Genomic DNA, 21,825 nt, shown 5'->3' with positions numbered 1-21,825 from the left:
TCCAGGAATGCAGCGAATGAAGATGGGAATGCGCGGCGCCGCGGCGTCGGTTCTGATTCTGGCGATGGGCACTTCGGGTGTCGCTCTGTCGCAACAACCGGCTGCCCCCGCAGCCGCCAAGGAGACCGCAACCTTGAATTCCCCCAAGCAGAAGCTCGGCTACGCCATCGGCCTTGATGTCGCCAAGTCGTTCACCCCGATCGCCGATGAGATCGATGTGGCCGCGCTGCGCACTGCCGTGGAGCGTTCGTTCGAAGGCCTGCAGCCGCAGATCACCCAGGAACAGGCCAAGGCCACCGATGCCGCGTTGCGCCAGGTCGTGATGGCCCGCAGTGGTCAGCAGGTGCCGGGCATGGCGCCGGGTTCGCAGCCGCCGAAGGTCGATCGCGTCAAAGTGTCGCAGATGATCGGTTCGTACTCGGTCGGCCCGTCGCTGGCACAGCTGAAGGACGACATTGATGTCGCCTCGCTGTTTGACGCGATCAGCACAGGCCTGAGCAAGGGCCAGCCGAAGATGACGGAAGCTGACGCGACCGCCACCATCCAGGCCTTCATGGGCAGCAAGCAGGCCGAGATGCAGGCCAAGGCCGCCGCCGCTGCGCAGACCAACCGCGAGGAAGGCAACGCGTTCCTGGCCAAGAACAAGACCCAGCCGGGCGTCGTCACCACCCCGTCTGGCCTGCAGTACCAGATCATCCGCCCGGGTAGCGGCGAGCGCCCGCTGCCGAGCAGCAAGGTGCGCGTGAACTACGAAGGCAAGCTGCTCAACGGCACCGTGTTTGACAGCTCCTATGGTCGCCAGCCGGCCGAGTTCGGCCTGGACCAGGTGATCAAGGGCTGGACCGAAGGCGTCGCGCTGATGCCGGTCGGGTCGAAGTACCGCTTCTGGATCCCGGGTGAGCTGGCTTACGGTGAGAACGGCACCCCGGGTGGCCCGATCGGCCCGAATGCGACTCTGACCTTCGACGTCGAGCTGCTGGGCGTCCTGCCGTAAGCGACCACGGAGCCTGCACGGACATGCGCGTTGCGATTTTCGGTACCGGTTATGTAGGGCTGGTGACCGGTACCTGCCTGGCCGACGTCGGCCACCAGGTGGTCTGCGTCGATATCGACCAGGCCAAGGTCGATGGCCTCAACCAGGGCATCATCCCGATCTATGAGCCGGGCCTGGAGCCGATGGTGAAGGCCAACCACGCCGCGTCGCGGCTGGCGTTCACCACCGATGCCGCGGCCGCGATCGGCCACGGCCAGGTCGTGTTCATCGCCGTCGGCACGCCGCCGGACGAGGATGGAAGCGCCGATCTGCAGTACGTGCTGGCTGTGGCCCGCACCATCGGCCGGCACATGAGCGTGCCGACCGTGGTGGTCAACAAGTCAACGGTGCCGGTGGGCACCGCCGACAAGGTGCGTGCCGCCATTGCCGCAGAGTTGGCGGCACGTGGCGCGGACATCGCCTTCGATGTGGTGTCCAACCCGGAATTCCTGAAGGAAGGCGACGCTGTCGCCGACTGCATGCGCCCGGATCGCATCATCATCGGCGCGACCAGCGCCGAGTCGGTGGCGGTAATGCGGCGCCTGTACGCGCCGTTCAACCGCAACCACGACCGCGTGGTGGAAATGGACGTACGTTCGGCGGAGCTGACCAAGTACGCCGCCAACGCGATGCTGGCGACCAAGATCTCGTTCATGAACGAAATCGCCAACATCGCCGAACGTGTCGGCGCCGATGTCGAGCAGGTCCGCCAGGGCATCGGCTCGGATCCGCGCATCGGCTGGCATTTCATCTACCCGGGCGCCGGTTACGGCGGCTCGTGCTTCCCCAAGGATGTGCAGGCGCTGGCCCGCACCGCGCAGCAGGCCGGCCTGGAGCCGAAGCTGCTGAACGCCGTGGAAGCGGTCAACGATGCGCAGAAGGGCCATCTGTTCGCCCTCATCCAACGTCATTACGACAAGGGTGAAGACGAAGGTGTGCGTGGCAAGACCTTTGCCGTTTGGGGCCTGGCGTTCAAGCCGAATACCGATGACATGCGCGAAGCTTCCAGTCGTCGCCTGCTGGCGCAGCTGTGGGAAGGCGGCGCGACGGTGCGTGCCTACGATCCGGAAGCGATGCACGAGTCGCAGCGCATCTTCGGCGAGCGCGATGATCTGGTGTTCTGCAGCAGTGCCGACGAGGCGCTGCAGGGGGCCGATGCACTGGTCGTGGTGACCGAGTGGAAGCAGTTCCGCAGCCCCGATTTCCAGATGCTGCGCGAGCAGTTGAAGGACGCAGTGGTGTTCGACGGCCGCAACCTGTACGAGCCGGCGGATGTGGAAGCGGCGGGCCTGGCGTACTACGGCATCGGCCGGGGGCGCTCGCTGCATGTCTGATCTGCTGCCAACCGAACGCGAGCAGGCGCTGGAAGCGCGCCTGGTCGAACTGGAAATGCGCGTGTCCTTCCAGGAACAGGCGCTGGCCGAACTGAGCGATGCGCTGGCCGATGCCCGCATGCAGGGCATGCGCAACGCCGACGTGCTGCGCGTGCTGCTGGAAGACCTGGGCAAGGTCCGCAACGCGCTGAATTCTTCCGATCCGGCGAGCGAACCGCCGCCGCCGCACTACTGATCCGAATCCTATGAGCGATACCCTCCGCGACCAGCTGATGGGCCTGGGCTTCAAGCCCGCGCCCAAGCCCGAGCGCAAGAATGATGGCCCCCGCCGTGACGGTCGCCCGCAGGGCAAGGGTGGCAACGGCAATGGAAAGCCGCAGGGCGCTGGCAAGGGCGAGCACAAGCCCGGCGAGCGTCGTGGGCATGGCCACGGTCGCCCGGGCAAGCCCGGCCAGTCGCGTGGCCCGGGCCAGCAGGGCCCGCGCACGCCGCGCAGCGCCGAAGAGATGGATCTGGCCAAGGCCTATGCCATCCGCGCGCAACGCGAAAAGGAAGAGCGCATCGAGGCCGAGCGTCTGAAACAGGAAGAGGCGCGCGTACGCCGCGAGGCCAAGGCCAAGCTGGAAGAACTGCTGAAGGACAAGAGCCTGAACTCGGAAGCGGCCGACATCGCCCGCCACTTCCCGTATGGCGGCAAGATCAAGCGCATCTATGTGACCGCCGAACAGCTGACCGCGCTCAATGCCGGCGAGCTTGGAGTGGTCCAGCTCAACGGGCGCTACCTGCTGGTGACCGCCGACGTGCTGGCACAGTCCGAGGCGGTGTTCGCCCCGTCGGTGGCGCTGAAGGTCGATCCGAATGCGCCGGCCGAGGAAGATCCGTACGCGGATCCGCAGTACCAGGTGCCGGACGACCTGGTCTGGTAACTGCATCTGCTGCGTGATGAAAACGCCGGGCATTGCCCGGCGTTTTCGTTACCGGGTGCACGCAGTGCTGCGCCGCGCACGGATCAGCGGCAGGCTCAGCGCGAAGAAACAGAGCAGGGCGCCAATCAGGGCGAAGCCGCTGCCGGCCAGGAACGCGGTGCGGCCGTCGTCGATCTTCCACAGTTGGCCGGCAATGAGCGCGCCCAGCACACCGCCGACACCCGACGAGAATCCATAGAGCAGTCCCTGGCCGTGGCCGTTGAGACGACCGGGGAAGTAGGTCGCCAGCATCTGCATCGCTGCAGCGAAGAACGCGGCAAAACCCAGCGCGTGCGCGGTCTGCGCCAGCAGCATCACCGGCAGGTTCTCCGGGAACAGTGCGGTCACGGCCCAGCGCAGGCAGGAACTGACCAGTGCGATCAGCAGCATCCAGCTGGCGTCGTAGCGGCGGAAGAAGCGGCCGATGGTGAAGAACACGCCCACTTCGAAGACCACGCCGATGGTCCACAGCAGGCCGAGGGTGGTGGTGCGGTAACCGTGGTGGTCCATGTAGACCGAAAAGAACGTGTAGTACGGGCCGAACGACAGCTGTTCCATGAAGGCGGCCAGGAAGAATGCCAGCACCGGCGGTCGGCGCACGATCTGCCAGAAGCCGCTGGCATCATCCGCCGTCCTGCCGATGTCGCGCGCGTAGTGGTTGCTGAAGGCCGAGGCAACCAGCAGCACGAACAGGGGCAGCATCATCCACGGCAACAATCCGGCGTGGTTGCCGGCGCCATCGCCTTCGATCAGCCAGCCGAACAGGGTGACCACGGCGATGAAGCCGAGCGAGCCCCAGACCCTGATCAACCCGTAACGATGGCTGTCGTTGCCCAGGTGGGTGAGGGTGATCGACTCGAACTGCGGCATCACCGCGTTGTAGAAGAAGCAGAACACGATCATCGCCGGGTACATCCACGGCTGCGGCAGTGGCAGCAGGAAGGCAGCGAAGCTGAGCAGGGTCAGCATGCAGCCGACGCGCAGCAGGCGGATCGGTCGCGGTGATGCGGCCGCCAGCGAGGTCCAGGTACTGGGTGCGATCACGCGGGTGGCGTACCACAGGCCCATCATCACGCTGATCGCGGTCACGCTCATCCCGCGCGCGGTCAGGAACAGGCTCCAGTACGGCGTGAACGCGCCGAGCGCCGCGTAGTAGAACAAGTAGAAACTTGAGAGGCGGGCAACGGGAACGGTCATCGCGGGAATAATGCACGGTAGCGCCGGGCCATGCCCGGCGGACGGGAGATGACGCCGGGCATGGCCCGGCGCTACCGCCTCATTCGGGGTCGTAGTCGAGATTGGAGGCCAGCCAGCGTTCGGCCTGGGCACGGTCCACGCCCTTGCGCCGGGCATAGTCGGTGACCTGTTCGCGGCTGAGCCGCCCGACCACGAAGTACTGGCTCTGCGGATGGCTGAAGTAGTAGCCCGAGACAGCGGCCGTGGGCAGCATCGCGAAGCTCTCGGTCAATTCCATGCCCGCGTTCTTCTCAGCCTGCAGCAGGTCGAACAGGCGGCGTTTCTCGCTGTGCTCGGGGCAGGCGGGGTAGCCCGGGGCCGGACGGATGCCGCGGTACTGCTCGTCGATCAGGGCCTCGTTGTCCAGCGTCTCGGCGCGGTCGTAGCCCCAGAATTCGGTACGCACGCGCTGGTGCAGGCGCTCGGCCAGCGCCTCGGCGAAGCGGTCGGCCAGTGCTTTCAGCAGGATCGCGTTGTAATCGTCGTGCTCGGCCTCGAAGCGCGCGACGTGGGTGTCGATGCCGATACCGGCAGTGACCGCGAACGCGCCGATCCAGTCCTGCTTTCCGCTGTCGGCCGGTGCAATGAAATCGGCCAGGCAGAAATCCGGGCGTTCGGCCGGCTTGTCCACCTGCTGGCGTAGGAAGTGCAGGGTGGTTTCGCCCTGCGGGTGCTGCACGCGGACATCGTCGCCGATGCTGGTGGCCGGCCACAGGCCGAACACGGCCTTGGCCGTCAGCCACTTCTCGCCGACGATGCGCTCGAGCATCGCACGGGCATCCTTGTACAGCTCGCTGGCCTGGGTACCGACGATCTCGTCGGTGAGGATCGCCGGGAACTTGCCGGCCAGCTCCCAGGCCTGGAAGAACGGCGTCCAGTCGATGTAGTCGACCAGTTCGGCCAGGGGATAGTCGTCGAATACGTGCAGGCCGGGCTGATTCGGTGCCGGTGGAGTGTAGTTGTCCCAGCCGCCCTGGAATTTCTGCCCGCGCGCATGTTCCAGCGTGACCAGCCGCTTGGCGTCGCCGCGGTTGCGGTGGCGTGCACGGATTTCGGCATAGTCGGCTTCGTTGGCGGCAACGAAGGCCTCGCGCAGATCACGCGAGATCAGCGACTGCGCCACGCCCACCGCGCGCGATGCATCCTTCACCCACACCGTCGGCGCCTTGTAGTGCGGGTCGATCTTCAGCGCGGTATGCGCACGCGAAGTGGTCGCGCCGCCGATCAGCAGCGGCAGGTCGAAGCCCTGGCGCTCCATCTCGCGGGCGACGTGGCTCATCTCCTCCAGGGACGGGGTGATCAGCCCGGACAGGCCGATCAGGTCGGCGTTGTGCTCGCGGGCGGCATCGAGGATCCTCTGCGCCGGCACCATCACGCCGAGGTCGACCACGTCGAAGTTGTTGCAGGCCAGTACGACGCCGACGATGTTCTTGCCGATGTCATGCACATCGCCCTTCACCGTGGCCATGATGATCTTGCCGTTGCTCTTGGCGGTGTCACCGCTGCGTGCCTTTTCCGCTTCGATGTAAGGCAGCAGGTAGGCCACGGCCTTCTTCATCACGCGCGCGGATTTCACCACCTGTGGCAGGAACATCTTGCCGGCGCCGAACAGGTCGCCGACGATGTTCATGCCGTCCATAAGCGGTCCTTCGATCACATCCAGCGGGCGGCTGGAGGCCTGCCGGGCCAGTTCGGTGTCTTCCTCGACGAAGGCATCCAGGCCGTGTACCAGGGCATGCGCCAAACGCTGTGCCACCGGCTTTTCGCGCCAGGCCAGGTCTTCGGTCTTCGCCGCGCCCTTCCTGCCCTTGTAGCGCTCGGCGATCTCCAGCAGACGCTCGGTGGCATCGCTTCGGCGGTTGAGGATCACGTCCTCGACACGCTCGCGCAGGTCCGGCTCCAGTTCGTCGTAGATCGGCATCGCGCCGGCGTTGACGATGCCCATGTCCATGCCGGCAGCGATCGCGTGGTACAGGAACACCGAATGGATGGCCTGGCGCACGGTTTCGTTGCCGCGGAACGAAAACGAGACGTTGGAGACGCCGCCGGAGACATGACAGTGCGGCAGGGTCTGCTTGATGATGCGGGTGGCTTCGATGAAGTCCACCGCGTAGTTGTCGTGCTCTTCGATGCCGGTGGCGACGGCGAAGATGTTCGGGTCGAAGATGATGTCCTGCGGCGGGAAGCCGATCTCGTCGACCAGGATGCGGTAGGCGCGCGTGCAGATCTCGACCTTGCGCGCACAGGTGTCTGCCTGCCCGGCCTCGTCGAACGCCATCACCACTGCCGCGGCGCCATAGCGCAGCACCTTGCGCGCGTGCTCGCGGAACAGCGCTTCGCCTTCCTTCAGCGAGATCGAGTTGACCACGCTCTTGCCCTGCAGGCATTTCAGGCCGGCCTCGATCACGCTCCACTTGGAGGAGTCGACCATCACCGGGATGCGCGCGATGTCCGGCTCGGACATGATCAGGTTGAGGTAGCGCGTCATCGCCGCTTCCGAATCGATCAGGCCCTCATCCATGTTGACGTCGAGGATCTGCGCGCCGCTGGCCACCTGCTGGCGGGCCACGTCCACCGCCTCCTCGTAGCGGCCTTCCTTGATCAGCTTGCGGAACTGCGCGCTGCCGGTGACGTTGGTGCGTTCGCCGACATTGATGAACAGCAGGTCCGGGGTGATGACCAGAGGTTCCAGGCCGGACAGGCGGGTAGGGCGGACAGGCGTCATGGCAGGCGTCGGCTCAACAGCAGTAGGGCGGGAAGTGCGGGACGGTGGCGGCAACGTTCATGCGGCCTGCTCCCGGGTGCCGGGCAGTGCGCGCGGCGGCAGTCCGGCCACGGCATTGGCAATCGCACGGATATGCTCGGGGGTGGAGCCACAGCAGCCGCCGACCAGGTTCAACAGGCCATCCTCGGCGAAGCCGCGCAGCGTGGAGGCCATCTCTTCAGGAGTTTCGTCGTACTCGCCGAACGCGTTGGGCAGGCCGGCGTTGGGGTGGGCGCTGACATAGCAGTCGGCGACCTGCGAGAGGGTTTCCACATGCGGGCGCATCGCATCGGCGCCCAGCGCGCAGTTCAAGCCGATCGACAACGGTCGGGCGTGGGCGAGCGATGCGTGGAAGGCCTCGGCGGTCTGCCCGGACAGGGTGCGACCGGAAGCGTCGGTGATGGTGCCGGAGATCATCACCGGCAGCCGCCCGCCGCGCGCATCGAACGCTTCCTCCAGCGCATACAGCGCGGCCTTGGCGTTGAGCGTGTCGAAGATGGTCTCGACCATCAGGGTATCGGCGCCGCCGTCGATCAGGCCCTCGATGGCTTCGCGGTAGGTGTCGCGCAGCTCGTCAAAGCTGGTATTGCGGAAGCCGGGATCGTTGACGTCGGGGCTGATCGAAGCGGTGCGGCTGGTCGGGCCGATCACCCCGATCACGAAGCGCGGCTTGCCCGGAGTGGTTGCGGCCACTGCATCACAGCACGTGCGCGCGACCGCAGCGCCGGCCTTGTTCAACTCGTACACCAGGTGCTCGAGGTGGTAGTCGGCCTGGCTGACCGAGGTTGCATTGAAGGTGTTGGTTTCGACCAGGTCCGCACCGGCCTCGAGGTAGGCGGTGTGGATGTCGGCGACGATCTGCGGCCGGGTCAGCAGCAGCAGATCGTTGTTGCCCTTCAGGTCGTGACCCTCGGGCGCGGCGTGGTCGCAGCCGGGTCCATGGGCATGGTCGTAACCACCGGCGAAGCGCTCGCCGCGATAGTCCTGCTCCTGCAGCCCGTGGCGCTGGATCATCGTGCCCATCGCACCATCGATGATCAGGATCCGCTCGCGCAGGGCGTCGAGCAGGGCGTTGGCACGATCGGGATGCAACCAGGGCAGGGCGGGCATGGCGGTCTGTGGCTCAGGGCTTGTTGGCGATCAGCGAAATCACTTCGAAGTGCGGCGGCCGCTTCTCGCGGGTGACCGTCTCCAGGCTGGACACCTGCAGGCCGGCCTTGTCGACGAACCTGCGCAGCTCCTTGTCGCTGAAGCCGAGGTTGACGTGGCCATAGGCCTCCACCGCTGCCTTGTGCTCGTGGCGGGCCAGGCTGCACAGCAGCAGGCGGCCGCCCGGGCGCAGTACGCGTGCAGCTTCGGTCACCGCCTGCGCCGGTTTGCTGGCGTAGGTCAGCGCATGCATCAGCACGACCAGGTCGAAGCTGGCATCCTTGAACGGCAGGGCATGCATGTCGCCCTCGCGCACTTCCACATTGGGCAGCCGCCGCAGGCGTTCACTGGCGGCGGCAACCACGCGCGCGCTGGTATCGATGCAGATGTAGCGCTTGGCGTGGGGGGCGACCAGTTCGGCCAGCACGCCATCACCGGAGGCGATGTCCAGCACGTCGCCGGTCTCCAGCAACGGCAAGGCGGTGCGCGCCAGCGCCTCCCAGGTACGGCCCGGAGAGTAGTGGCGTTCCATGTCGCCGGCCACGCTGTCGGCCCAGTTCTGGTCGGAGGCGCGGTGGGCCAGCACGGCGGCCACGCGCTCAGCGTCCTGGCGCAGCAGCGGGTCATCGCTTCCGTTGCTCAAGGCATGCCACAATGCACGCTGCGCCGGGTCCAACTGGGCCTCGTCGAAGCGGTAATAGGCCGACACGCCGGCACGGCGGTCGCGGACCAGCCCGGCTTCCTTCAGGCGTGCCAGGTGGGTGGACACGCGCGGCTGCGCCAGCCGGGTGATCGCCGACAGTTCGGCCACGGTCAGTTCCTCCTGCTCCAGCAGCGCCAGCAGGCGCACGCGAGTGGCATCGGCGAACACCTTCAGGCGGGTCGACCAGTCTTCCAGATCCATAAACATCTACCTATCGCGATATAGAGATATATTCGCTGAAGGGGCCTGTCGCGGTCAAGTCGCCGGCGTACGGAAACTGCCGGGCCCCGGTACAATCGCAGCACCTGGGCGCGCCGTATGCGGCCCATAACTTCATGTACCCGGGAGGGTGTTGTGGATTTCAGCTTTACCGAAGAGCAGTTGATGCTGCAGGACGTTGCGCGGCGCATCGCGCAGGAAAAGATCGCCCCCAGTGCGGAGCACCATGACCGCACCGGCGAGTTCCCGCTGGACAACATCCGCCTGCTGGGCGAGAACGGCCTGATGGGCATTGAAGTGCCGACCGAATACGGCGGTGCGGGCATGGACCCGGTTGCGTACGTGCTGGCGATGGTGGAGGTCGCCGCCGCCGACGCAGCCCATTCGACCATCATGTCGGTCAACAATTCGCTGTTCTGCAACGGCATCCTGACCCACGGTACCGAGCATCAGAAGCAGACCTACGTACGTGCCATCGCCGAAGGTACGTCCATCGGCGCGTTCGCGCTGACCGAGCCGCAGTCCGGTTCCGATGCCACCGCCATGCGCTGCCGCGCGGTGAAGCAGGCCGACGGCACCTTCGTCATCAATGGCAAGAAGAGCTGGATCACCTCCGGTCCGGTGGCCAAGTACATCGTGCTGTTCGCGATGAGCGATCCGGACAAGGGCGCGCGCGGCATCACCGCCTTCATCATCGATACCGACAAGGCCGGTTTCGGTCGTGGCAAGACCGAGCCCAAGCTGGGCATCCGCGCCTCGGCCACCTGCGAGATCGAGTTCAACGATTACGTGGCGCAGGCCGAAGACGTGCTGGGCCAGGAAGGCGAGGGCTTCAAGATCGCCATGAGCGTGCTCGATGCCGGTCGCATCGGCATCGCTTCGCAGGCCGTCGGCATCGCCCGAGCCGCCTATGAAGCGACGATTGAATACGTCAAGGAGCGCAAGGCATTCGGCGCGGCCATCGGTACCTTCCAGATGACCCAGGCCAAGATTGCCGACATGAAGTGCAAGCTGGACGCAGCGCTGCTGCTGACCCTGCGCGCGGCGTGGGTGAAGGGCCAGGGCAAGCGCTTCAGCAATGAGGCTGCCATCGCCAAACTGACCGCCTCTGAGGCGGCGATGTGGATTACCCACCAGGCCGTGCAGATCCACGGCGGCATGGGGTATTCCAAGGAAATGCCGCTGGAGCGCTACTTCCGTGATGCCAAGATCACCGAGATCTACGAAGGTACTTCGGAGATCCAGCGCCTGGTGATCGCGCGCAACGAAACCGGGCTGCGCTGAGTCGCCTGGCCGCGCCGCCGCAATGGCGGCGCGGCGGCAGGTCCACGCCACGCGTGGATGATGGTCATCCAGATGACGTCTTTGCCGTTGGCCTGCGGAGATGCATGCTGCTCCAATGCAGTCCGTTTCTTCGAGGATGACGACGTGGTCTATCGCGGTTGGGGAATCATGACGCTGGTGACGCCGATTGCAGCGATCCTGCTGCTGGCGTACTTCTTTCCGCATGACGGCCCCAAGGGCAATACCCCGCTGTCACAGGTTCTGCTGGGCGCAGGCCTCGGCGCAGCGGTGAACGTGGTGCTGGGCCTGTGGCTCAACCGTGCGCCGCGGCAGAAGGGGGAGGCCGCGCCCCACCATTTCTTCTTCGTACCCATGCAGTGGGCCTCGCTGATTCTGGTGGCGGTGTGCGCTGTGGTCGCGGTGATGCGCTGAGGCGGTGCCCGAAGAGCGCCAACCCAGGTTGACGGATACCGGCCATGCCGTTGTTCCGGTAGGTGCCAACCTGGGTTGGCATGAATTCAATTGTGGCAATAAAAAGGCCCCGGATCGCTCCGGGGCCTTTTCGTTCTCAGCGCACCGCCGGATCAACGATCCGGACGGTGTGCGGCATCCGCGTCGCGCTGGCGTTCCATGAACTCCTTGGACGGTTCGTCCAGTTTGTCGCCCAGCATGCGGCGCACGACCACGAAGAACACCGGGATCATCAGCAGGCCGAGCAGGGTGGCGAACAGCATGCCGCCGATCACGCCGGTACCGATGGCGTGGCGGGAGTTGGCGCCGGCACCGGTGGAGATCGCCATCGGGATCACGCCCATGATGAACGCGAACGACGTCATCAGGATCGGGCGGAACCGCAGGCGCGCCGCTTCGATGGTGGCATCACGCAGGTTCTTGCCTGCTGCGCGCTGCTCCACCGCGAACTCCACGATCAGGATCGCGTTCTTCGCCGCCAGGCCGATCACGGTGATCAGGCCGATCTTGAAGAACAGATCGTTGGGCAGGCCGCGCAGCATCGACAGGCCGAGGGCACCCAGCACGCCCAGCGGCACCACCAGCAGCACCGCCACCGGGATCGACCAGCTTTCATACAGCGCGGCCAGGCACAGGAACACCACCACGATGGACAGCACCAGCAGCAGGGTCGCAGCGTTGCCGGCCAGGATTTCCTGGTAGGACATGCCCGACCAGTCGTAGCCGAAGCCGGCCGGCAGGTCGTCGTTGACGATGCCTTCCATGGTCTGCATCGCCTCACCCGAGCTGGTGCCCGGTGCCTGCGAACCGACGATGTTGATCGCCGAGTAGCCGTTGTAGCGGCTCAGTGACGGCGGCGCCGACACCCATTCGGACTTGACCACCGTGTTGAGCGGGATCATCGCGTTGGTGCCATCGGCGTTCTGGGTCAGGCTGGACGGGCTGTAGAAGCTCTTCAGCGATTCCTGGCCAGTGCGGTACGGGCCATCGGCCTGCATGGTCACGCGCTTGATGCGGCCTTCGTAGAAGAAGTCGTTGACGTACACCGGGGCCAGCATCAGCTGGATGGTGCTGTACACGTCCGACACCGACATGCCCATCGACTGCGCCTGCACGCGGTCCACGTGCAGCTGCAGCTGCGGCGCGTTCTCCAGACCGTTGGGGCGCACGCCAACCAGGTGGTCCGGCTTCTGCGCGGCCTGGCCGAGCAGGATGTTGCGGGCCTGGGTCAACTGTTCGTAGCCGGCACCGCTACGGTCCTGCAGCCACATGTCAAAGCCACCGAACTGGCCGAGGCCCTGCACGGTGGGCAGGTTGACCACGAAGATCTGCGCTTCCTTGATACCGTAGAACGCGCCGTTCATGTTCTGGATGAACTCGGGCGCGGTGAACTTGCGTTCCTCCCACGGCTTCAGGCGGATGAAGCCCATGCCCACGTTCTCGCCGGAACCGACGAAGCTGAAGCCGGCCACCTGCAGCATGCCTTCATAGCCATCCTGCTTTTCCAGGATGCCACGCATCTGCGCGAACACTTCGTTGGTCTGGCCCTTGGTGGAGCCCGGCGGCAGCTGCACGATCGCCAGCGCATAGCCCTGGTCTTCTTCCGGCAGGAAGCTGCCCGGCATGCGGGTGAACAGGAATCCACACAGCGCGGTCAGCACCACGAACAGGATCATCCAGCGCGGCGCATGGCGCACCGCCGAGGTGATGTGGCCCACATAGGTGTGGCTGATCTTGTCGTAGTACTTGTTGAAGGTGCGGTAGACGATGTTCGGGTTGTCGTTGTGCGTCGGCTTGAGGAACGTCGCGCACAGCGCCGGGGTGAAGCCCAGCGCCAGGAACGCCGAGAATGCCATCGAGATGGCGATGGTCAGCGCGAACTGCTTGTAGATCTCACCGGCGGCACCGCCCTGCAGGGCGGACGGGATGAACACCGCGGCCAGCACGACGGTGATCGCCACCACCGCGCCAGTGATCTGGGTCATCGCCTTCTGCGTGGCCGGCTTCGGCGCCAGGCCTTCCTCGCTCATGATGCGTTCGACGTTCTCGATCACCACGATCGCGTCGTCGACCACGATGCCGATCGCCAGCACCATCGCGAACAGCGTCAGCTGGTTGATCGTGAAGCCGATCATCCACATGCCCAGGAAGGTACCGAGCAGGGCGACCGGGATCACCAGGGTCGGGATCAGGGTGGCACGGAAGTTCTGCAGGAAGATCAGCATCACCAGGAACACCAGCAAGACCGCTTCAAACAGGGTCTTGACCACTTCCTGGATCGAGATCTTGACGAAGGTGGTGCTGTCGTACGGCGAGAACCAGGTGACCCCGGCCGGGAAGCTGGGCTGCAGCTCGTCCATCTTGGCGCGCACCGCTTCGGCCACGTTCAGGGCGTTGGCGCCCGGCAGCAGCTGGATGGCGAAGGCGCCGGTCGGCTTGCCGTTGTACTGGGTGTCGAAACCGTAGTTGTTGGCACCGAAGGCAACGCGGGCGATGTCCTTCAGCAGCACGCGCGAACCGTCAGCATTGGCGCGCAGGATGATGTTCTCGAACTCCTGCGGCGAGCTGAAGCGGCCTTCGGCCGAGACCGTGGCGGTGAAGTGCTGGCCTTCCGGCGAGGGGTCCGAACCCAGCGCACCGGCGGCGAACTGCACGTTCTGCGCACGCACCGCGGCCAGTACCTGGCTGGCCGACAGGCCATAGCCCTGCATCTTTTCCGGGTTCAGCCAGATGTTCATGGCGTACTCGGAACCGAACTGCTGGGTGCTGCCGACGCCGGGGATGCGCGAGACCTGGTCGAGCACGCGCGAACCGACGATGTCGTTCAGGGCGTCACGGTTGATGGTCGGGGTATCGGACTGCAGCGCCACCACCATCAGGAAGCCGGCGTTGGCCTTGGCCACCACCACGCCCTGCTGGGTCACTTCCGAAGGCAGGCGTGGCGTGGCCAGCGAGACCTTGTTCTGCACCTGCACCTGGGCGATGTCCGGATCGGTACCGGTCTCGAAGGTCAGGGTGATCTGCGCACGGCCGTTGGAGGCGGACGAGGAGCTGAAGTACAGCAGGTGATCGATGCCGGTCAGCTGCTGCTCGATCACCTGGGTGACGGACTTTTCCGTGGTATCGGCGCTGGCGCCCGGGTAGGTCGCCGAGACGGTGACCTGCGGCGGGGCGATGTTGGGATAGGACTCCACGCCCAGGTTGAGGATCGCGATCACGCCGCTGAGCGAGATCAGGATCGCAACCACCCAGGCGAAGACTGGATGTTCGATGAAAAATTTAGGCATGACGGAAGGTTCCCGTTACTGCTTGTTCGAATCGGTGGCGGCCGGCTTGGCCGCATCGGCCTGCTCGGGCTTGGCCGCGTCGGCCGGTGCCTTGCCTGTAGCCGGTGCAGCGCCCGCCGGGGCGGCGCCGCCTGCGGCCGGCTTGCCGTTGGCGTCCTGGCCCGGGGTCCACGGCTTGGCCACCGCCGGTGCACCTTCCTTGACCTTCTGCACGCCAGCCACGATCACCTTGTCACCGGCGGCCAGGCCGTCGCTGACCAGCCAGTTGCCGTTCTGCGCGCCATCGGTCTTCACGTTCTTGCGCACGACCTTGCCGTCGGCGCCGACCACCATCACGTAGCCGCCGGTGGTATCGCGCAGCAGGGCCTGCTGCGGCACCAGGAAGGCGTTGTTGCGCTCGCCCAGGTTGGCCTGGAAGCTGACGAAGGCGCCCGGCAGCAGGATCTGCTGCGGGTTCGGCAGCAGCGCGCGCAACGACACGGCGCCGGTGGCCGGGTCGACCGTGGTCGAGGAGAAGTCCAGCGTGCCCGGCTCACCATAGGTGGTGCCGTCGGCGAGCTTGACGTTGACCGTGGCCTTGCCGTCGCCGGACAGCGCCAGCGCGCCCTTGGCCTGCTGCGCGCGCAGCTGGGTCAGTTCGTCCACGCTCAACGAGAAGTTGACGTACAGCGGGTCGAGCTGGTCGACGGTGGTCAGCAGGGTCACATCGCCCTGGCCCACCAGCGCACCCTCGGTGACCTGCTGCTTGTTGGCCACGCCACTGATCGGCGCGGTCACTTCGGCATAGCCCAGGTTGATCCGCGAGGAGGTCACTGCCGCTTCGGCCTGCTTGACCGCGGCCAGCGCGGTGCGCTCGGCCGATTCGGCGTTGTCCAGGTCGGACTTGGAGACGAACTGCTGCGGGGCCAGCGAGCGTGCGCGGTCGGCGGCGACCTTGGCGTTGGCGTAGGTCGCGCGGGCCGAGGCCAGCTGGGCCTCGGAGGCGTTGAGCGAGGCACGCAGCGGCGCCGGGTCGATCAGGAACAGGGTCTGGCCCTGCTTGACCTGCGAGCCTTCCTGGTAGACGCGCTTGAGCAGCACGCCGGGCACGCGTGCGCGGACGTCGGCACTGCGGAACGGCGACAGGCGGCCGACCAGCTCGCGCTGCAGCGGCAGGGTCTGCGGCTTGGCGTCGATCACGCCCACCTCCGGCGGCGGGGGCGTCTGCTGTTCCGGCTTCTTGCAGGCAGCCAGCGCGACAGCAACGGCGCACGTCAAGGCAAGGGTGCGGAGTGGGGCGGTCATCAGGAGGAACTCCGGGGTTGGTTTGTAGACGGGGCCGGCGACGGCTGAGGCGCGAAGGCGCGCAGGAAGCTGTCGACGGAGAACTCTGCCCAGCGCCGACGCAAGAGCGCGTCATCACGGTGGGGGGTATGGAAGCGCTGTTTGTCGAAATCCTGACCGGCGATCATGCTCAGCAGCAGCTCGGCCATGAAGTGCGGGTCGTCATGCCGGAGCTGGCCCTGCATGCAAACGGTTTCAATCCATTCAGCAAGATGAAGCGTCAGTGCGCCGGCGCCATGCCGGTACAGGGTACGCGCCTCTTCGGGAAACTGGGCCGCGTCGGCGGCGATCAGCCGGCAGGCCTGGCCCACGTGCGGTTGGTTGAAGTGCTCCAGGAAGTCGGTGGCGAACTGGAGCAGGCTGGCACGCAGGTCGTCAGTGCGGAGTGCACGAACCATGGCGCCGGTAGCGTGGCCGACGTGGCGCTGCATTACCCGGCGCAGCAGTTGCTGCTTGCTGCCGTAGCGCGAGTAGAGGGTCTGCTTGGAACAGCCGGCATGCTGGGCCACCGCGTCCATGCTCATCTGCATGCCCTGCTGGGCCAGCAGTTCGCGCACGGCATCGAACACGCGCTCATCGCGTGCGTCGAGGGCAACGGGAAGGTAGGCCGGGTTCACGCGGTGGACTATACCGTCCAGTTCAGGATTGTGGAATCGAATCGGCGTCGCCGCGTGTGTCTTCCGGTAACACGCTTTGCCGATCCTGTCGGCAGTGCTGAAGCCGGCGCCATCTCCATACCGGAGCGAACTGAATAGGCGTCTAAACCGCAGCAAACCCGGATCTGCTTATTCCGTCCTGCAGCAAGGCCTTTTCGTGCGGTAGGGCTACAATTTCATTTTCCCAACTGAGCAAGCGCATCGCTCTGCCATGAAACCGCAAAAAACCGCAGCCAAGACCGTGAAAAACAAGACGAAACCAGCAGAGTCGGAGGTCGCAGTGACCGCTGGTTTCTCCCTGGAGCCGGTGTACACGGCCTTGCGCAAGCGCTACCCCGCGGCCGCACAGGCCGAAGCAGTGGCCTTCGCCACTGACTTCTACAAGCGCATGGAGTCGGACGAGTTCCCGCACCACAGCGCTGAAGAGTGGGCCGCTCTCGCGGCTGAGACGCTGGAATTCGCCCGGGCCCGCAAGGCTGGCAAGGCCAACGTCCGCGTGTTCAATCCGACCGCGAAGGCCAACGGTTGGGAATCGCCGCATACCGTGCTGCAGATCGTCAACGACGACATGCCGTTCCTGGTCGATACCGTCACCATGTCGCTGGCCGAGCAGGGCGTGGGCGTCCACGTGCTGGGCCACCCGGTACTGCGTTTCACCCGCGACAAGGCCGGCAAGCTGGTCAAGGTCGGCGAAGGTGATGCCGAGTCGGTGATGCTGCTGGAGATCGACCGCCAGCCGGCCGATGCAATGGCTGCCATCGAGCAGGCCATCAACAAGGCGCTGGATGAAGTGCGTGCGATCGTGCGCGACTGGCAGCCGATGAAGGACAAGGCGCTGGCACTGGCCGACGACCTGGGCAGCCGCCAGCTGCCGGTCGACGACGCGTCGCGCAAGGAAGCACAGGAGTTCCTGCGCTGGGCCGCCGACAACCACTTCACCTTCTTCGGCTACCGCGAGTACCGCGTCGAGAAGCAGGGCAAGGAAGAGGTGCTGGCGCCGCTGAACGACACCGGCCTGGGCCTGATGCGTGGCAAGGACAAGTCCGCCGCCCGTCCGGTCAAGACGCTGGCCGCGCAGGGCCTGAACACCACGTCCGGTTTGAAGGATGCGCTGATCCTGACCAAGACCAATGCCCGTTCGCGCGTGCACCGCGCCGGCTACATGGACTACATCGGCGTGCTGGAGTTCGACGCCAAGGGCAAGATCATCGGCGAGCAGCGTTTCCTCGGCCTGTTCACCTCCAGCGCCTACAACCGCCGCCCGTGGGAAATCCCGCTGGTGCGCCAGCGCCACGAGCACGTGATGAAGCAGTCCGGGCTGGCCCCGGCCAGCCACAGTGGCAAGGCCCTGCGCCATATCCTGGAAACTCTGCCGCGCGAAGAGCTGTTCCAGTCCAGCGAGGACGAACTGTTCCGCACCGCGATGGGCGTGCTGGGCCTGCAGGAACGCGTGCGCAGCCGCCTGTTCCTGCGCCGCGACAAGTACAGCCGTTTCATCTCCGCGCTGGTCTACCTGCCGCGCGAGCGCTTCAACACCGACGTGCGCCTGCGCATCGAAGCAATGCTCAAGGACGCGCTGCACGGCGAGTTCGTCGACAGCTCGGTGGTGCTGGGTGAATCGCCGCTGGCGCAGGTGCACCTGATCGTGCGCCCGAAGCCGGGTGAAATGCTCGACGTCGACACCGCCGAACTGGAGCAGAAGCTGGCCCAGGTGCTGCGCAACTGGCAGGACGACCTGCGCGAAGCGCTGGTGAGCCGCCACGGCGAGACCGAAGGCCTGCGCATCGCCGCCCGCATCGGCAAGGCGCTGCCGGCCGGCTACATCGAAGACAACAGCACCGCCGTTGCCGCCAACGATGTCAGCCAGCTCGACGCGCTGACCGGCCCGGACGACCTGCGCCTGAGCCTGCAGGCCGTGCCGCGCGAAAGCGGCGATGGCCTGCGCCTGAAGCTGTATCGCCAGCTGGACGACATTCCGCTGTCGGACGCGCTGCCGATGATGGAAAACATGGGCCTGCGCGTGATCGCCGAGCGTCCGTACCGCCTGTCGGTCGACAACGCGCCGGTGTACGTGCAGGACTTCGAGGTCGAGTCGACCGCTGGCGCGATCGATGCCGCCAGTGTCGATGAAGCCTTCGGCGAGACCTTCGCCCGCGTCTGGCACGGCGACGCCGAGAACGACGGCTTCAACCGCCTGGTGCTGGCTGCTGGCCTGCACTGGCGCCAGGTCGCCATGCTGCGTGGCTACTGCAAGTACCTGCTGCAGACCGGCGTGCCGTTCTCGCAGGCCTACGTGGAAGGCACCTTCGCGCGTTACCCGCTGCTGGCCCGCCTGCTGGTCGAACTGTTCGAGGCCCGCTTCGATCCGGCCACCGGCCATGAGAGCAAGGACGACATCGCGGCCGGCCAGGCCCAGCTGAAGGCCCACTTTGATGTGCTGGCCGCTGGCGACGATGCCACCCTGAAGGTGCTCAAGAGCGTGGTCGATGCCCGCAAGGGCGACCGCGACGCGCAGATGCAGGCCGCGCGCGATGCGCTGCTGAAGCTGATGGATCGCGTGTCCAGCCTGGACGAGGACCGCATCCTGCGCTCGTTCATGGGCGTGATCGACGCGACCCTGCGTACCAGCTACTACCAGACCGATGCCAACGGCCAGCACGGCCATGTCATCAGCTTCAAGTTCGATTCGGCGCTGGTGCCGGACCTGCCGAAGCCGCGCCCGTACCGCGAGATCTTCGTGTACGGTCCGCGCGTGGAAGGTACCCACCTGCGCTTTGGTGCGGTTGCGCGTGGCGGCCTGCGCTGGTCGGATCGTCGCGAAGACTTCCGTACCGAAGTGCTGGGCCTGGTCAAGGCGCAGATGGTCAAGAACACCGTCATCGTGCCGGTCGGCGCGAAGGGTGGTTTCTTCGCCAAGACCCCGCCGGTGAACGGCGATCGCGACGCGATCTTCGCCAATGGCGTGGCCTGCTACAAGCTGTTCATCCAGGGCCTGCTGGACATCACCGACAACATCGTCAACAACAAGATCGTGCCGCCGGTGGATGTCGTGCGCCACGACATGGACGATCCGTACCTGGTGGTGGCCGCCGACAAGGGCACCGCGACCTTCTCCGACATCGCCAACGGCCTGGCCATCGCGCACGGCTTCTGGATGGGCGATGCGTTCGCCTCCGGTGGTTCGGTCGGCTACGACCACAAGGGCATGGGCATCACCGCGCGCGGCGCGTGGGAATCGGTCAAGCGCCACTTCCGTGCGCTGGGCCGTGACAGCCAGAGCCAGGACTTCACTGCGGTCGGCGTCGGCGACATGTCCGGCGACGTGTTCGGCAACGGCATGCTGCTGTCGCGCCATATCCGCCTGGTCGCTGCGTTCGACCACCGCCACATCTTCCTGGACCCGAATCCGGATGCGGCCACGTCGTTCATCGAGCGTGAGCGCCTGTTCACCCTGCCGCGTTCGAGCTGGGCGGACTACGACACCAAGCTGATCAGCAAGGGCGGCGGCGTGTACCCGCGCAGCCTGAAGTCGATCGAGATCACCCCGCAGGTGCGTGAGGCGCTGGGCCTGGACGAGAACGTCAAGGCGCTGTCGCCGAACGATCTGATGAGCGCGATCCTGAAGGCACCGGTCGACCTGCTGTGGAACGGCGGCATCGGTACCTACGTCAAGGCCGCCAGCGAGCAGCACAGTGATGTCGGCGACCGCGCCAACAACGCACTGCGCGTGAACGGTGGCGAGCTGCGCTGCAAGGTGGTGGGCGAGGGCGGCAACCTGGGCATGACCCAGCTGGGCCGCATCGAAGCTGCCCAGGCCGGCGTGCTGCTCAACACCGACTTCATCGACAACTCGGCCGGTGTCGACACCTCCGACCACGAAGTCAACATCAAGATCCTGCTCAACGATGTGGTGCGGGCCAAGAAGCTGACCGTCGAGCAGCGCAACAAGCTGCTGGCCTCGATGACCGATGAAGTCGCCGAGCTGGTGCTCAACGACAACTATCGCCAGAACCAGGCACTGAGCCTGATGGAGCGGATGGCGGTCAAGCGCCTGGGTTCCAAGCAGCACTTCATCCGTACCCTGGAACAGCAGGGGCTGCTCGACCGCCAGATCGAGTTCCTGCCGTCCGACGCCGAGCTGTCCCAGCGCAAAGCACGCGGGCAGGGCCTGACCCGTCCGGAACTGTCGGTGCTGCTGTCCTACTCCAAGCTGGTGGCGTTCAACCAGCTGCTGGATTCGGACATCCCGGAAGATCCGTACCTGTCCAAGGAACTGCAGCGCTACTTCCCGACCCCGCTGCAGAAGAAGTACGCCGACGCGATGGAGCGTCACCGCCTGAAGCGCGAAATCATCGCCACGGCCGTGACCAACCAGACCATCAACCGCATGGGCGCCACCTTCCTGATGCGCATGCAGGAAGACACCGGCCGTTCCATCGCCGAGGTCGCCAAGGCCTACACCATCAGCCGCGAAACGCTGGATGCGCGCGCGTTGTGGGCACAGATCGATGCCCTCGACGGCAAGGTGCCGGAGTCGGTGCAGATCGACGCCCTGGAAGTGATCTGGAAGCTGCAGCGCTCGTTCGTGCGTTGGCTGCTGTCGCGCCCGGGCGCGATGCCGGGCATCACCGAAGCGGTCAACCGCTACCAGGGACCGTTCAACGACATCCGCGTCGCTTCGGGCGTGCTGCCGGATTCGCAGCGTCCGACCTACGAAGCCCTGGTGGCCGAGTGGAAGGAAAAGGGCCTGCCGTCTGCACTGGCACAGCAGCTGGCCGAACTGCACTTCCTGGAGCCGGCGTTCGACATCATCGAACTGGCCCGCACCCGCAAGCTGAAGCCGGTGGACGTGTCCAAGGTCCACTTCCGCCTGGGCGATGCCCTGCAGCTGCCGTGGCTGTTCGAGCAGGTCGACGCGTTGGAGGTCAACGGTCGTTGGCACGCGGTGGCGCGTGGCGTGCTGCGTGACGAGCTGGCAGCCAACCACCGCAACCTGGCCGGGCAGGTGCTGGGCACCAAGGGCAACAGTGCCGAGGCCAAGGTCGCTGCCTGGATGGGCCGCGACGACAACAGCCTGCGCTTCACCCTGGCGATGCTGGCCGAACTGGCCGAGCAGAAGACCCTGGACTACCCGACCGTCTCGGTCGCGGTGCAGCGCCTGGGCCAGCTGGCCGCGCATGGTGCGTAAGCGCATTCGCGCTGACGCCCCACGGATTGCTCTGCAAACCGTGGGCCCCATGCCAACCATGCTCCCAGACCCCCGCGCCGTTGGCGCGCCCCCCTGACTCAGGGGGGCTCCTGATCTGCAGCAGTTGGAGGAACGGCCCCGCGAAAGCGGGGCCGTTCTGCATTGTCTGGTAGTGCCGGCCGCTGGCCGGCAACCTCATGAATCGCAACCGGG

At 65.9% G+C, this 21,825-nt stretch carries 14 protein-coding genes; 7 read left to right on the top strand and 7 right to left on the bottom strand.

The genetic code is table 11. The annotated features are described in order from the left end of the window. Window positions 1–16 precede the first annotated feature (16 nt). From AB839_RS15840 to AB839_RS15825, 4 genes are read left to right on the top strand one after another with little or no spacing between them, the layout of a single operon-like run. Window positions 17–994: an FKBP-type peptidyl-prolyl cis-trans isomerase gene (locus tag AB839_RS15840; RefSeq protein WP_014037761.1), complete on the top strand. Its 978-nt coding sequence runs from the start codon at window positions 17–19 to the stop codon at window positions 992–994. A gap of 23 nt (window positions 995–1,017) precedes the next feature. Beyond that, window positions 1,018–2,367 carry a UDP-glucose/GDP-mannose dehydrogenase family protein gene (locus AB839_RS15835; RefSeq protein ID WP_053499456.1) on the top strand — a complete coding sequence of 450 codons (1,350 nt, stop codon included), beginning with the start codon at window positions 1,018–1,020 and terminating at the stop codon, window positions 2,365–2,367. Beyond that, complete coding sequence (locus AB839_RS15830; RefSeq protein WP_005410256.1) at window positions 2,360–2,602, top strand: SlyX family protein; 243 nt, start codon at window positions 2,360–2,362, stop codon at window positions 2,600–2,602. Before AB839_RS15835 ends, AB839_RS15830 begins: the two co-directional genes overlap by 8 nt. Before the next feature lie 10 nt (window positions 2,603–2,612). Next, complete coding sequence (locus AB839_RS15825; protein WP_061480094.1) at window positions 2,613–3,293, top strand: DUF2058 family protein; 681 nt, start codon at window positions 2,613–2,615, stop codon at window positions 3,291–3,293. 48 nt (window positions 3,294–3,341) lie between these two features. Here the strand turns inward: AB839_RS15825 and AB839_RS15820 are convergent, their stop codons facing one another. From AB839_RS15820 to AB839_RS15805, 4 genes are all read right to left on the bottom strand, one after another. Next, window positions 3,342–4,529, bottom strand: a complete 1,188-nt coding sequence (locus AB839_RS15820) for an MFS transporter (RefSeq protein ID WP_061480093.1) — start codon at window positions 4,527–4,529, stop codon at window positions 3,342–3,344. A 79-nt stretch (window positions 4,530–4,608) separates the two neighbouring features. Next, complete coding sequence (gene metH / locus AB839_RS15815) at window positions 4,609–7,293, bottom strand: methionine synthase (protein WP_061480092.1); 2,685 nt, start codon at window positions 7,291–7,293, stop codon at window positions 4,609–4,611. A 57-nt stretch (window positions 7,294–7,350) separates the two neighbouring features. Continuing rightward, window positions 7,351–8,442: a homocysteine S-methyltransferase family protein gene (locus AB839_RS15810; RefSeq protein ID WP_061480091.1), complete on the bottom strand. Its 1,092-nt coding sequence runs from the start codon at window positions 8,440–8,442 to the stop codon at window positions 7,351–7,353. Between the two features lie 13 nt (window positions 8,443–8,455). Next, window positions 8,456–9,385 carry a metalloregulator ArsR/SmtB family transcription factor gene (locus AB839_RS15805; RefSeq protein ID WP_019660391.1) on the bottom strand — a complete coding sequence of 310 codons (930 nt, stop codon included), beginning with the start codon at window positions 9,383–9,385 and terminating at the stop codon, window positions 8,456–8,458. Between the two features lie 153 nt (window positions 9,386–9,538). Between AB839_RS15805 and AB839_RS15800 the strand changes: the two genes are divergently transcribed. Together AB839_RS15800 and AB839_RS15795 are read left to right on the top strand one after the other, a co-directional pair. Next, window positions 9,539–10,687 carry an acyl-CoA dehydrogenase family protein gene (locus AB839_RS15800; protein WP_061480090.1) on the top strand — a complete coding sequence of 383 codons (1,149 nt, stop codon included), beginning with the start codon at window positions 9,539–9,541 and terminating at the stop codon, window positions 10,685–10,687. A 168-nt stretch (window positions 10,688–10,855) separates the two neighbouring features. Continuing rightward, entirely contained in the window at window positions 10,856–11,119 is a 264-nt protein-coding gene (locus tag AB839_RS15795) for a hypothetical protein (RefSeq protein WP_061480105.1), read from the top strand. Between the two features lie 152 nt (window positions 11,120–11,271). On the opposite strand, the gene AB839_RS15790 is transcribed toward AB839_RS15795, so the two are convergent. From AB839_RS15790 to AB839_RS15780, 3 genes are read right to left on the bottom strand one after another with little or no spacing between them, the layout of a single operon-like run. Next, window positions 11,272–14,445: a multidrug efflux RND transporter permease subunit gene (locus AB839_RS15790; protein WP_061480089.1), complete on the bottom strand. Its 3,174-nt coding sequence runs from the start codon at window positions 14,443–14,445 to the stop codon at window positions 11,272–11,274. A gap of 15 nt (window positions 14,446–14,460) precedes the next feature. Beyond that, entirely contained in the window at window positions 14,461–15,729 is a 1,269-nt protein-coding gene (locus AB839_RS15785) for an efflux RND transporter periplasmic adaptor subunit (RefSeq protein WP_061480088.1), read from the bottom strand. Further along, complete coding sequence (locus AB839_RS15780; RefSeq protein WP_061480087.1) at window positions 15,729–16,385, bottom strand: TetR/AcrR family transcriptional regulator; 657 nt, start codon at window positions 16,383–16,385, stop codon at window positions 15,729–15,731. Before AB839_RS15780 ends, AB839_RS15785 begins: the two co-directional genes overlap by 1 nt. A 250-nt stretch (window positions 16,386–16,635) precedes the next feature. On the opposite strand from AB839_RS15780, the gene AB839_RS15775 reads away from it, so the two are divergent. Then, window positions 16,636–21,612, top strand: coding sequence for an NAD-glutamate dehydrogenase domain-containing protein (locus AB839_RS15775; RefSeq protein WP_061480086.1), 4,977 nt, complete (start codon window positions 16,636–16,638; stop codon window positions 21,610–21,612). Window positions 21,613–21,825: the final 213 nt, after the last annotated feature.

The sequence above is a fragment of the Stenotrophomonas sp. DDT-1 genome (assembly GCF_001580555.1).
Classification (GTDB): Bacteria; Pseudomonadota; Gammaproteobacteria; order Xanthomonadales; family Xanthomonadaceae; genus Stenotrophomonas; species Stenotrophomonas sepilia.
This window is presented reverse-complemented; position numbering and strand designations above follow the sequence as displayed.